Here is an 11,994-nt window from a genome sequence, read left to right on the forward strand (position 1 = left end):
GCTGCGCGCACCGTCGACGACCTGTCCCGCGCCATCGGCGCCGCCATCGACACCTACACGCCCGCTGAGTGCGCCAACTACTTCGCCGCTGCCGGATACGATGCGTACTGAACGGAATCTGCTCTAGATGTCTGGAGCGACATCGCGCCGCTGGTGGCCCGCACCTTCTCGGGTGAGACTGTCACGTTCGAAGAAATGCCGCTGACCATGACGCGCAACGGCTTCGACGAGGAAACGTGGTGGGATTTCTCCTACTCCCCGCTCCATGACGAGCAGGGTGCGGTCGCGGGACTGCTCAACGTGACGCTGGAAGTCAGCGGACGGGTGATCGCCCGGCGCGAACGGGACAACGCCCTTCGCGAACTGCGCGAGAGCGAAGCCTTCAACAGAAGTGTCCTGACGGCTTCGACCGACTGCATCAAGGTGGTCGAGCTGACCGGCGAACTGTCCTTCATGACGGAGGGCGGCATGCGCGTCATGGACATCAGCGACTTCAACGACGTCAGGGGATGTCCCTGGCCCGACTTCTTCAAGGAGGACGGCCCCGACCTGGCGCGCGAGGCCCTGGAAGCCGCAAGGCAGGGGCGGTCGAGCCATTTCCTGACGCAGGCCGACACGTTCGTCGGTACCCTGAAATCCTGGTCGGTGTCGGTGTCCCCGATCGTGGACTCCGATGGCCGGACCAGCCGCATCCTCTCGGTCTCACGCGACGTGACCGAACTGGCCCAAGCTCGCGAGCAGCTGCAACTGCTCAACGGTGAGCTGGCTCACCGCATCAAGAACACCATGAGCGTGGTGCAGGCGATCGCCAACCAGACCATCGGCAAGGTCGCCGACGGGGACGCGATGCGGGTCTTCGGCGAACGTCTTTCTGCCCTGGCCTCTTCCCACGATCTGCTGACGGCCCATAGCTGGTCCACGGCGACGTTGGACGAACTGGCCCGCCGGGCCCTGGCGACGTTCGGACAGGACCGGTTCGACCTGTCCGGACCGCGCGTGGAACTGGGACCACGCGCGGCGCTGGCACTGTCGCTGATGCTGCACGAACTGGCCACAAACGCCGTCAAGTACGGCGCGCTGAGCGTGCCCGACGGTGCGGTCACCGTCGAGTGGATGCTGCGGCAAGCCGGCACCGAAGACGTCCTGCACTTGTCCTGGCGGGAGAGGGGTGGCCCGCCGGCGATCGAGCCGACCCGCAAGGGGTTCGGCTCCCGGCTCATCGGCATGGGTCTAACCGGTTCGGGCGGCGTTAAGCTCGACTACGGTACAAGCGGCCTCGTCGTGGAGGCAAGCGCGCCTCTTCACCAGCTTCAGCAAGCCTGAGGCGCCAGGAACACATGGGTCAGTCACAGCCTTTGCAACGTTTGCCCGTGCTCGTCGTCGAGGACGAACCAATCCTGCGGATTGATGCGCTCGACATGGTGGAGGAAGCGGGGTTCGAACCAGTCGAATCGACGAGCGTCGAGGATGCGATCCGCATCCTGACCGAGCGGCCGGACATTCGCATCGTTTACATGGACCTCGACATGCCACGGGGGATCAAGGGTATCGAGATCGCCGCCTGTATCCGCGACCGCTGGCCGCCGATCGAGATCATCCTGACGGGCGCCTTCTTCCTGGAAGCCGACTTGACCCTGCCGGTGCGCGCCGAGTTTTTCCCCAAGCCCGCGCAGTATAGCGAGATCACCGCGGCGATGCATCGCATGACGGAACATCTGCAAGGTTGATCGCCGCCTTCCCGGCGGTGTCCTGTCATCTGAGCGAACGGCCGTTACCGGGAGACCCGATCGTGAACCGGAACGTCCGCTATCGGGCGTGAGCAGACATCGCGGGTATCGTACCGCGGATCTAAGGGTATCAGCGGTGCGCTTCCCCGCAGAAAAGCGTGGGCATGGCGGAGGGTGCCTCTGCCGCGGTAATGTCCGGTAGTGGTGGCTGGCGGCGTTGGTGCCGGGAGAGCGGTGGAAACTCGTCTGCCTCTCGCAAGGCCCCGGCTGATCCCCTCGCCAAGTCTGATCCACCGGCTTAGCTAAGGGAGCCATACCGCTAGGCGAAAATACGAGCGTCGGCCACTGGGCGTGAGCAGACGTCGCGGGTATTGTACTACGCATCTGAGGGTATCGACAGCGCGCTGGACCGCAGAAATACGTGGGCAGGGCGGAGGGATCCTCCGTCGCGGTAATGTCCGCGTTTCGTCGGAAGCGGACATTGTGACTACCGTGCCAATCCAAGCCTCGCGAGGCGCAACAACTCAGGAAGTGCTGTCCTAACTACGGCTATAAGTCTGGCGTTATCCTCGTGGCGGTCGTCTGCTGGCACAACATAGGGCGGCGACTGAATAAGACAGGCCGCGACGATCTCCGAACCGGGCCAAGTGCCAGATCTCATATCTTCGTTTGTCCCGGTGTCAGGCGCGACAGAAACAGCGAATGCGCCCATTCGGAGTTCATCGTCTAGCTTGCGCACGTGCCACGGTCCGCGCGACGCTGCGCGTTCGAGTGCCTCAATCGCGTCCAGATCATCATGGGTCATAACACCGTAATAGTGCGCGGCCGGAGGTCCGCAATCGGGGCGTTAGCGGATGTTGCGGGTATCAGATCATCTCGTTGCGGGTATCAAGCTCGCATTAGGTCGCAGAAACGCTGATGCGGGGCGGAGGGTAGCTCCGCCCCGCGCGCTTGCAATGTTGGATTTGGTTCGCTTCATGTTCCACATGGAGCCGACCCGTAGCATCCTGATCGGTCTTGCCGTGCTGCATCGAAAGTTTGTCGGTGCGACCGCGGATCCGTACCCGAAGGCGGGAGAACTGCGGGCTATCCTCGCGCTGCTACACGCTCTGTCCGACGGGGAGCGACATCCGTTCGACGGCTTCTGGAAAGCGGCGACCAGCCCGCGTCTGCCGATCGAGAATGAGACGACGTGCCTTGTGATCCGGCGAAATGACATGCTTGCCCATTGGCACGGCATCCTTCGCGCGTTCGGGTGGGAAGCGTCCATTCCGCTGATGGAAGCGATCCACCGCGCCGAGGCCCCCGATCGCCCACCGGTGCCGCCGGCCCAGCAGGAGCGGCTGTGACGACCGGCGGAGCCGTCGGTCAGACGAGCCGTGGCAATTGGGACGATTTTGCTTATATTGATCCGGGGGTTGGCTAATACTGGAATGGACACGCACGATCGTCTGAGTGCTGAAATGGTGAGCCGGCGACAATTGGCGCTCCGGTTCATCAAAAGCTATTGGTCGACCAACAATTGCTCGCCGAGCTACGGTGAAATTGCTGCCGGCATCGGCGCGGATCATGGTCGAGCGCGCGAAGCGGTAAAAAGCCTGGTCAAGGCGGGCATCGTCAACCAGCAGCGTGGCGTCCCTCGCTCGATCACGCTGCCGACCGAGGAGGAAGCCGTGCTGGCTGCGCTTCGCCAAGTCGGATGGCGGATCAACGCAGAGATTCGCGAGCTGATACCACCCACATTATCGCCACTGCCTATTCCTGCCGCGCTGGACCACATCGCGGATGTCGAGGGGTGGGATAGCGATGCAGCAGGAATCAGCGGTTGAGGCAAAGGTGATGCGGGCGATCGTTGCGCGCGAGCACCGCACCGCGCTTGCCGAACGCCGCGACGCGCAGGCCGCGCACGCTGCGGCGACCGCACCGACGCCGTCGACGGTGAGCTGGTCCACGAAAGCCCCGAAGCGGCGCAAGCCATCACCGGTCGAGGCAGCGCTGGCGGCGCGCGCGCTGGACCACAAGCGCGATTGGGCCGCCCGGCATCCCGAGGCAGCGCGCGCCGAGCGGGCGTTCCGCAAGGAGCGCGCGGTGATGATTGATCGGTGGGCCAAGCGTGGCGACGGCACCGCCGAGACGCACGAGCGCGCCGGCCGCGTTCACCAGGGCGCGCTTGCCCGGCTCTATGCGAGTGGCGGCATCACGGCGGACCAGCTTGCCTATGCCGTCGAGATCGCGACGGTTTCCGAGCGCATCGGCGCCGACGTCACCGTGAAGACCGCCAGCCTCGAGACACGCATCGATTCCGGGCGGCGCGGGGACGGGACGTTCTATGAAGCGCTTTCCCGCGTGCAGCACGAAGTCGCCTATACCTATTGGCGCGAGGCGATCGAGGGACCGGTGCAGGCCGTGCTCGATATGATTGTGGGCGATACGATCGGCTTCACCGTCGTCGCCAAACGGTACAATATGCACAATCGTCGCGCGAAGCGGCTGCTGATTGCGGCGCTGGACGCATGGCCGCGCTTCCTGAGCCACGGCCGGCACGTCGTAACCGAGGAGACGCTGACGCTCTTCCACGCTGCGATTTCCTGACGCGCCCACATTTTCGCCACTGCCAAAGTGGCCACGAAACGGCCAAATCCGACCCCGCGATACTTGCGTCCGCCGCCCGCCGCCCATCCCCGGGCAGGCGGGCGTCGTCGTTTTCGGGAGGATGCCATGGCCGATACCGTGCCGCTCCTCGACGCCCTTGAGCGTCTGTCCGACGACCTGGACCGGACCATCGCGCGCGGTCGCACTGCCACCCCGAGCCAAGGGCTGTACGAGGTGCTTGCGGACGAAGCGCGTGGGATCGCCCGTCGGCTCGATGAAGCCGCCCGGGGCAAGTGTCGCACCCCTTCCAATCCGCCGCGCTATGTCAGCCCGGACGGCAGCAAGGCAGCATGGTGATGATGCAGCAGCGGGTCGATCTTCAGAAGGTGCGGGCATCCGCGCCGCGCTCGACGGCGACCTGAAGGGCTTCATCTCGGGCTGGTGGAAGGACCGCGTCGCCAAGGGGATGGAGGACGCGCTCAATAGCCTCGCCGACCTGTTCGGCGACCTGCTCGGCAAGCTGAGCGGTGGCGGGGGCGGTGGTGATATTCTCGGCTCGATCGGAAATGCGCTGACCGGCCTTTTCGGTGGCAAGTCGGGCGGCGGTGCCGCCGCGCCGAAACTGCCCGGGTTCAAGACCGGTGGCGGCTTCAAGGTCGGCGGTCGCTCCGGGATTGATGCGAATATCGTCGCGTTCCGCGCCACCAAGGGTGAGATGGTCGACATCCGCCACGGCAATGACAATGGTCCGGCCGGCGCTCCGGCAGTCGTCCACCTGGTGATGGACGAGGGCGCGATGTTCGAACCGCGCGTGACGGGAATCAGCGGGGCCGTCACGACCCGCAGCGTGCGGCAGAATAACGCCCGGTCGGCGATGACCGCACGGCAGACGGTCCGATGACGATGATCGAGCTGCCGCCGCGCCCGTCGCCGAACGCCGCGACCCCGGCGCTGGTCGACCGGGGCGGGGTGATGCGCGGCGCGAGCGCGATCCGGGTCAATCGCCTCGGCAACCACTACCGGATCTCGATCACCTATCCGCCGCTCGATGACGAGGACCGCGCCCGGGTGTTCGTCTCGCGGCTGATCCGCGCCAAGCGGATGGGGCTGCGCATGCCGTATCCGTTGCTGGGCGTCGACCAGGGCCGGTGCGGGTGGAGCGTCGTCGTCGACGGCGGCGGACAGGCGGGCGACAAGCTGAAGGTGCGCGGCCTGCCGCGCGGCGGCGTGGTGCGCGAGGGCTTCTGGATGTCGATCGAGGACGCCAGCGGCCAGCACTATCTGCACAATATCGGTGCCGAGGTGATGGCGGACGCGGCGGGCAAGGCGACGCTGTCGGTGGCCGACACGCTGCTGCGCCGTCCGTTCGCCGATGGATGCCGCGTCCATATCGCGCGGCCGATGATCGAGGGCGTGATCGATGGCGACGAGCTGTCGTGGGAGCTCGCCATCGATCACAATACCGGCATCAGCTTCGTGCTGGAGGAGGCGGCCTGATGCAGACTGTCACCTTGGCCGGGCTGGTGAAGATCTCGCTGCCGACGCGCGACGTGCTGCTGTGCGACGGCGGCTATGTCCGCTGGGGCGACGAAGAATATCTCTCGCTCGATCCTGTGTTCGGCACGATCGGTGTCCTCGAGGCGCTGACCGAGGGAACCGGGGACGAGCTGCCCGCCGGCAAGATCACCTTCCTGCCGCCCGAGCTGGCGGCTGCGATCGATCTGTCGCGGCCGGGATTTCAGGGGTCGCGCGTCCAGATGTGGATCGCCGAGATCGACGAGGCGACCGGCGCGCCGATTGGTGAGCCCGACACGATGGCCGATTGGCAGAGCGACCGCACCATCCTGCGCCGGGGCGGCGAGGTGCCGCGCTCGCTCGAGATGGTGTGCGTGTCGCGCTCGCAGCGGCTGCTGGTGCGCAACGATGGCAACGCGATGTCGACGTCGGGGCACCAGCGGCTGTTCCCTGGCGAACGTGGCCACGACAACGCGCTCGGCATGGAGATCGAGGTGGCATGGGGCGTCGCCTCGCCGCCGCGCGGGGTACAGGCGGCATGATGCGCGATCTGGCCGAGCGGGCCGAGGCGACGCAGTCTGTCGTCGATCGATTCCGCGTCCGCCCGTTCGGTTGGGCGACGGCGGGCACCTGCATCCACCTCGCGCGTGCGCAGATGCGGGCGCTGGGCTACCGGCCGCCGCCGATCCCGCGGTTCCGTTCGGCGATCGGCGCGCGTCGGGCGCTGATGGCGACGGGTCACGCGGATCTCGCCGGCCTGCTCGATTCGATGCTGCCGCGCATCGCGCCGGCGGCGATGTGGGTCGGTGATCTGGCGCTGATGCAGGGCGACGGTGAATTCGACGCGATCGTCGTGTCGGCCGGGCGGCTGATGGCCGGCTATCATTCCGACGAGCTGCGCCGCGGCGTCGTCAACATCGAGGCGCGCGACTTCATCGGGGCGTGGCGACTGTGAGCGGTGTCCTGCGCGTCGTCGGTGCGGTCGCTGGCATCGTCGCCATGGTGCCAAGCCCGATCCAGCCAATTGCCGCTGCTGTCGCCGTCGCGGCGAATATCGGGGGCGCGCTGCTCGCCAAGAAGCCGGCGCCGGTCGCGACCGGGTCCGTCAATAAAACGACGATCGGGGCCAATCAGCCGAGGCCGTACCTCATCGGCGAAACCTATTACGCCGGCAATCGGCGGCACTGGACCGGCTACGGCGGAAAGGTCGGCGGGGTCGAGAATCCCTACCTGCTGATGGTCGACGTCTATTCTGGCGCGGGGCCGGTCGAGGGCCTGGTGGCGCGCTATCTCGACTATGTCGAGCTGCCGATGTCCGGCAATGGCGCGACGGGCTATGCGGCCAATCACCTCTACAGCTACGGCCAGCTCGGGCAGACGCCGGAGCCGGCGGCGCTGGCGGTCCACTGGACGACCGCCCCCGGTTGGGGCGCGGATTACAAGCTGTCGTCCTATGCGGCGATCTCGTGGTGCCTGCGCTTCGACGAGGATGCCAAGATCTTCTCCGCCGGCATCCCGGCAACCGGGGCGGTCTGGCGCGGGGTCAAGGCGTATGACCCGCGCAAGGATTCGACCTACCCGGGCGGGGTCGGGTCGCACCGCTGGGCGGACCCGTCCGACAAGGTCGCGTTCGCTGCTGCGAAGGCGACTTGGGAATGGACGCGCTGCCCGGGGCTGCACGGCCTGCGCTACGCGTTGGGGACGTGGGAGCGGGACGAGACCAAAGCTGACGATCCGTATCTCAAGACCTTCGGCATCGGCATTCCGTGGGATGGTATCCGCATCGCCGACTTCGTCGCCCTGGCGAATGTCTGCGATGCCAATGGCTGGCACGTCGACGGGACGATCTTCGAGCCAGGCAGTCGCAACGAGAACCTGAACAACATCCTCGCCGCCGGCGGTGCCGAGCGGTGTTGGGTCGGCGGCCGCCTTGCGCTGAAGCTCAGCGCGCCGCGCGTCGCCATCGACACGATCACCGAAGAGGATCTGGCGACCGACGACGTCGAGGTCGGGGCGATGCAGGGGTGGGAGCAGCGGATCAACACGCTGACCCCCAAATTCCGATCGGCCGCTCACAAATGGGAATATGTGCCGACGAAGCCGGTGCAGGTGGCGACGTTCCTTGCCGAAGATGGCGAGGAGAAGGGCGACGAGCGCCAGTGGAATCTGGTCCAGAGCGCGGACCAGGTGGCGCAGCTCGCCGCTTATGAGCTGTGGGATGCGCGCGAGCTGGGTGAGATCGTGCTGACCTGCAAACCGCGCCTTCGGCGCTACGGGCCGGGCGATCTGGTCATCGTCGACCTGCCCGAGGACGGCCTGCCAGCGACGCCGTGCGTGATCCTGCGCCGGACGCTCGATCCGGCGACGATGACGGTGCAATTCGTGCTGATCGGCGAGACGGCCGCGAAGCATGCCTTCGCGCTCAGCCAGACCGGCACCGTGCCGCCGACGCCGGCGCTGGGCGGCACGCAAGCCTACGACGACGCGGTGCCGCAGCCGGTCGCTGCCCTGACCGAGACGGTCGCGGCACAGGCCGAACTGATCGAGGCGCAGCAGCAGACGCTGACCGAACAGGCAACGCTGGTCGCGGCGCAGGCCGCGACGATCGAGGCGGTCAGCGGCCGCGTGAAGAAGCTCGAGGAAGCCGACCAGTAGGTCGCGCGCTCCCAAATCCAAGGAAACGCCCATGGCAACCACCGCCTCGCTGCCCATTACGGTGTGGCGCAATGACGACGTGTACGAGCTGCCGCTGCGCGTGCGCGGGCTCGATCTCGCGAACGTCGCGCTGGCGATGCAAATCCGCATGCACGGCGACGCCTCGGGTCCAGCGCTGATCGATCTCGCCAAGGTGACGAACGGCAATGCCGAGGCCCTCGGGACCGACTGGCAGCGCCCGTTGCTGCTCAATGGCACGCTGCGCTTCTGGTCGGTCGGCGGGCGGATATACACCAAGCCGGGAGCCAATCCGGCGAATGAGACGGACGGTAGCCTGCTCATCCAGCGCGTCGCCGTGCCGGAAACCGCGACGTCGCCCGGCATCGAAGGCCAGAGCGCCTGGGACGCCTCGTATCACTACCTTTGCACCGGCGCGAACCAGTGGCGACGCGTCGCGATCGCCACCTGGTAACGCACTCCCCCGAAAGGATCTGACATGCCCGACATCCTGGCACCCGCTGGCTTCGTGCCGGCATCGGCGATCATCTTTGGCCCGATCAAAGGGGAAGCGACCGCGGTGTCGCCGGCGACACCGCTCCCGGCCTACATGCCCGGCGGGCTGACCGTCGTGTCCGCCTCGCTGACGCGGCCGACATCATCATGGACCGCGCGGCGGCGATCGGCGCGATCGGCGTCGGGCTGGTCAATGGCGGCGGCGGGATCACCTGCGAGACGGGCGCGGTCGTCGGCAAGGAGCGCAGCCTGTGGGCGCTGATCGAGGCGCGCGGGGCGTACACGCCCGTCGCCGGCGAGACGTTCGCGCTGATGATCGAGGGGGCGCGGAGCTGATGCACGCTGGACTTCGATCCGCGCTGTTCGGCAGCGCGCTTCCGCTCGCCGGCTTCGAGCTGGGCATGGACTTCCGCGCCGGGTGGTATCGCTCGGGCGGTGTCGTCACGCGCGATCCGGCGGCGCTGCCGGGGTATAGCTTCGTGCGGACTGGCGCGAAATTCGAGGATGTCGGTGGCGGGCTGTTGCCGGTCGCGGCCGGCATTCCGGCGATCTTTCCGGGCGTCGGCTATATTGCGCGGCGATCGAAAGCCAACGCCGTTAACAACAGCAATTTTGCAGGGGCAATCGCTGGCAATCCCGGGACACCTCCGACGAAAACGCAGATTGGCACCGGCACCCTTAGCAACGGTATCACCAGGCAGATCGTGGCGACCGGCACCGATCCGACGACCGGCATCCCCTACATCGATTATCGGTTCTTCGGCACGGCAAGCGCCACTGTGCCCATTTATCCGATGCTGTCCCATTCAGCAGCCACGGAGGCCCCTTCGGCCGTTGCCGGCGAAATCTGGACTGCCGAGTTGGGCTTCAGAATCTTGCCGGGAGCGGTCCTGGGCACGACGCGCATCGTGCTGACCCTCGATTCGAGGAATGACGAAGGCAACGCAATCGGCGTGTCTTTCAACGTGCCATTGGTGGACGGCGGGGTAATCCAAGCGAATCCGCCTCGCGTATCGAGAACGACGACGGCTCTGCCGTCCACGAACAGCGCCCGGATGTGGATGTTCTTGTCGATCAGCCTTCGGCAAGACGAAACCTACGATTTCACGATGCGCCTGTCTGCACCATCTCTCGTCAGGTCGCCGATAACCGGGCCGTATGTCGCTACCTCGAATGGCCCTATCTCCAGCGGAAACGACGATATGCGCGTCACGGGGCCGACCCCCTTGGACGAAGATTGGGTTATTATCGCATCTGCGGTCGCTCGAACTTCGGCGACGCTTGAGTATGTCGAGCGGCCTCTTCTCGTCAGCGACGGGACGCAGGCAAATCGTCTTAGGCTGTTGAAAAAGTTGCTTCGGCTCGGAAGAGGCGTCGGTCAGGGCAATATTCTTCTCGTATCATGCCTATCTTTGCAACTTCTTGTTAGAATTGGTCACCTCAACGCAGTCATATTACGCGCGAGGTCGTCGCACTGCCTGCTTGCCGAGTTTTTCAACAGTCTCGTCTGTTTGTGGGCCGTAATCAGAACGGTTCCTTGGCTGCGGCGGTCGTTATCGGGAACATCTTCACCGCCATGTCGGACCCCGGCGTGCTTCAGGTCGGACCGGGTCGCTATGTCGTCGGCCTTCGTCGTCGAGGTGGAAGATATGTGTGTTTCGGTCGCAATTCGAACGGCGAAGCGAAAATTGGCTCGGAGAGCGCAATCGTCGGTGTCCCGCCCATGACCCTTTTTGCACCGGGGGCTGGTCCGCCGGGCGGGTCGCAACCGGACGCTGCGGTCGAATTCGTCGGCTACCGGCGCGGCACCTTCACCGACGATCAGGTGCGCGGCATGCTGGCGGCGCTGGCATGACGACCACCACGCCGCCTCGCGCGCCAATCCAATGGATCGCGCTTGCGTCGATCGTCCTGTCGGCCGTCAGCCCGATCGCGATCGCGACGGGCGTGATCCGCACCGATGCAAAGACCGAGCGTCGCGTCGACGAACACGACCGGCGGATCGAGCAGCTCGAGCAGCAGCAACAGCCGGCGGCCGACAAGCAGACGCAGATCATCGATCGCCTCGCCCGGATCGAGACCAAGCTTGAAATGCTGACGCCGCCGCGCTCCGCGCCTCACCCCTGACCCGCCGGCGGCCGGACGCCGCCACCTCCATCGGAGACATCCCCCAAATGAAGCTCACCCCTGACTGGCGTCAGGCGTGGCGCTGGTGGTCCGTGCGCCTGTCGGCGCTCGGCTCGCTGCTCTGCGCCTTCGCCCTGGCGTCGCCCGACACGCTGCTGGCCGTGTGGCAGGCGCTGCCGGCCGATGTCGTCGCCCTGCTGCCCGAGCGCCTGGTCGCGATCGTGCCGCTGATCCTCTTCACGCTGACGATCGGCGCGCGCCTCGTCCAGCAACAGCCCGCCGAGGTGCCCGATGACCAGTAAAGTGCAGAATGTGCAGAAGCCCCGCAAGGGCGGGCTGCTCGTCGCGCTGGTCGGCGCGATCGCCGCGACCGGTCTGTTCGTCTCGGTCCCGCTCGAGGAAAGTGGGCGCGTCCAGCGTGCCGAGGTGAGCGCCGCCGGCGACGTCGTCACGACGCACGTCAGCGGCCCGGAGCATCGCACCGCCTATCGCGACATCGTCGGCGTCCTGACGATCTGCGATGGCGATACCGCCAACGTGAAGGTCGGGCAGGTCGAGACGCGCGCCGGGTGCCAGGCGCGGCTCGAGCGTCAGCTCCTGGCCCATGCCGAGCCGGTGATGGCGTGCATTCCGCAGCTTGGCCAACCCGGCCGGGACTATCAGCGCTGGGCGGCGGTCAGCCTCGCGTACAACATCGGCACGTCGGGGGCATGTGGATCGTCGATGGCCCGGCATTTCCGCGCCGGGCGATGGCGCCAGGGGTGTGATGCGATCCTGATGTGGAATCGCGCTGGCGGAAAGGTCGTGCGCGGCCTGACGCTGCGGCGGGAGCGGGAGCGGGCGATCTGCCTGCGGGGCCTGTGAT

18 protein-coding genes are annotated in these 11,994 nt (G+C 66.3%); all 18 read left to right on the top strand.

Going from position 1 to position 11,994, the window contains the following annotated elements:
• Positions 1–153: 153 nt before the first annotated feature.
• The 18 genes from LRA89_RS08275 to LRA89_RS08355 all read left to right on the top strand — a co-directional run bounded on the left by LRA89_RS08275 (position 154) and on the right by LRA89_RS08355 (position 11,993).
• On the top strand, positions 154–1,323 hold the full coding sequence (locus LRA89_RS08275; RefSeq protein WP_230769778.1) for a sensor histidine kinase: 1,170 nt from the start codon (positions 154–156) through the stop codon (positions 1,321–1,323).
• A gap of 47 nt (positions 1,324–1,370) precedes the next feature.
• On the top strand, positions 1,371–1,727 hold the full coding sequence (locus LRA89_RS08280; protein WP_230769779.1) for a response regulator: 357 nt from the start codon (positions 1,371–1,373) through the stop codon (positions 1,725–1,727).
• Between the two features lie 977 nt (positions 1,728–2,704).
• Positions 2,705–3,076, top strand: coding sequence for a hypothetical protein (locus LRA89_RS08285; protein WP_230769780.1), 372 nt, complete (start codon positions 2,705–2,707; stop codon positions 3,074–3,076).
• A gap of 84 nt (positions 3,077–3,160) precedes the next feature.
• The gene (locus LRA89_RS08290; RefSeq protein WP_156349172.1) at positions 3,161–3,556 is read left to right on the top strand and encodes a hypothetical protein; all 396 of its coding nucleotides are present in this window, start codon (positions 3,161–3,163) and stop codon (positions 3,554–3,556) included.
• Between the two features lie 10 nt (positions 3,557–3,566).
• Positions 3,567–4,319 carry a hypothetical protein gene (locus LRA89_RS08295; protein ID WP_055756614.1) on the top strand — a complete coding sequence of 251 codons (753 nt, stop codon included), beginning with the start codon at positions 3,567–3,569 and terminating at the stop codon, positions 4,317–4,319.
• Positions 4,320–4,445: 126 nt separating this feature from the next.
• Positions 4,446–4,676 carry a hypothetical protein gene (locus LRA89_RS08300; RefSeq protein ID WP_055756612.1) on the top strand — a complete coding sequence of 77 codons (231 nt, stop codon included), beginning with the start codon at positions 4,446–4,448 and terminating at the stop codon, positions 4,674–4,676.
• Positions 4,642–5,220, top strand: coding sequence for a hypothetical protein (locus LRA89_RS08305; RefSeq protein WP_230769781.1), 579 nt, complete (start codon positions 4,642–4,644; stop codon positions 5,218–5,220). The genes LRA89_RS08300 and LRA89_RS08305 overlap by 35 nt, the downstream gene beginning before the upstream one ends.
• Positions 5,217–5,816: a hypothetical protein gene (locus LRA89_RS08310; protein ID WP_230769782.1), complete on the top strand. Its 600-nt coding sequence runs from the start codon at positions 5,217–5,219 to the stop codon at positions 5,814–5,816. Before LRA89_RS08305 ends, LRA89_RS08310 begins: the two co-directional genes overlap by 4 nt.
• Positions 5,816–6,376, top strand: coding sequence for a hypothetical protein (locus tag LRA89_RS08315; RefSeq protein ID WP_230769783.1), 561 nt, complete (start codon positions 5,816–5,818; stop codon positions 6,374–6,376). Before LRA89_RS08310 ends, LRA89_RS08315 begins: the two co-directional genes overlap by 1 nt.
• Positions 6,334–6,789: a DUF6950 family protein gene (locus LRA89_RS08320; protein WP_230769784.1), complete on the top strand. Its 456-nt coding sequence runs from the start codon at positions 6,334–6,336 to the stop codon at positions 6,787–6,789. Before LRA89_RS08315 ends, LRA89_RS08320 begins: the two co-directional genes overlap by 43 nt.
• A complete protein-coding gene (locus LRA89_RS08325; RefSeq protein WP_230769785.1) occupies positions 6,786–8,489 on the top strand; it encodes a hypothetical protein in 1,704 nt (567 codons plus the stop codon). Before LRA89_RS08320 ends, LRA89_RS08325 begins: the two co-directional genes overlap by 4 nt.
• 31 nt (positions 8,490–8,520) lie before the next feature.
• On the top strand, positions 8,521–8,961 hold the full coding sequence (locus LRA89_RS08330) for a hypothetical protein (RefSeq protein WP_230769786.1): 441 nt from the start codon (positions 8,521–8,523) through the stop codon (positions 8,959–8,961).
• A 188-nt stretch (positions 8,962–9,149) separates the two neighbouring features.
• The gene (locus LRA89_RS08335; protein WP_230769787.1) at positions 9,150–9,338 is read left to right on the top strand and encodes a hypothetical protein; all 189 of its coding nucleotides are present in this window, start codon (positions 9,150–9,152) and stop codon (positions 9,336–9,338) included.
• The gene (locus LRA89_RS08340) at positions 9,338–10,729 is read left to right on the top strand and encodes a hypothetical protein (protein WP_230769788.1); all 1,392 of its coding nucleotides are present in this window, start codon (positions 9,338–9,340) and stop codon (positions 10,727–10,729) included. Before LRA89_RS08335 ends, LRA89_RS08340 begins: the two co-directional genes overlap by 1 nt.
• Positions 10,726–10,857 carry a hypothetical protein gene (locus LRA89_RS20480; RefSeq protein WP_268934904.1) on the top strand — a complete coding sequence of 44 codons (132 nt, stop codon included), beginning with the start codon at positions 10,726–10,728 and terminating at the stop codon, positions 10,855–10,857. The genes LRA89_RS08340 and LRA89_RS20480 overlap by 4 nt, the downstream gene beginning before the upstream one ends.
• The gene (locus tag LRA89_RS08345) at positions 10,854–11,129 is read left to right on the top strand and encodes a hypothetical protein (RefSeq protein ID WP_230769789.1); all 276 of its coding nucleotides are present in this window, start codon (positions 10,854–10,856) and stop codon (positions 11,127–11,129) included. Before LRA89_RS20480 ends, LRA89_RS08345 begins: the two co-directional genes overlap by 4 nt.
• Positions 11,130–11,176: 47 nt before the next feature.
• Positions 11,177–11,431: a DUF7940 domain-containing protein gene (locus tag LRA89_RS08350; RefSeq protein ID WP_230769790.1), complete on the top strand. Its 255-nt coding sequence runs from the start codon at positions 11,177–11,179 to the stop codon at positions 11,429–11,431.
• Positions 11,421–11,993 carry a lysozyme gene (locus LRA89_RS08355; RefSeq protein WP_230769791.1) on the top strand — a complete coding sequence of 191 codons (573 nt, stop codon included), beginning with the start codon at positions 11,421–11,423 and terminating at the stop codon, positions 11,991–11,993. Before LRA89_RS08350 ends, LRA89_RS08355 begins: the two co-directional genes overlap by 11 nt.
• Position 11,994 lies beyond the last annotated feature (1 nt).

It is taken from the genome of Sphingomonas sp. Leaf4 (genome assembly GCF_920939515.1).
Taxonomy (GTDB): domain Bacteria; phylum Pseudomonadota; class Alphaproteobacteria; order Sphingomonadales; family Sphingomonadaceae; genus Sphingomonas.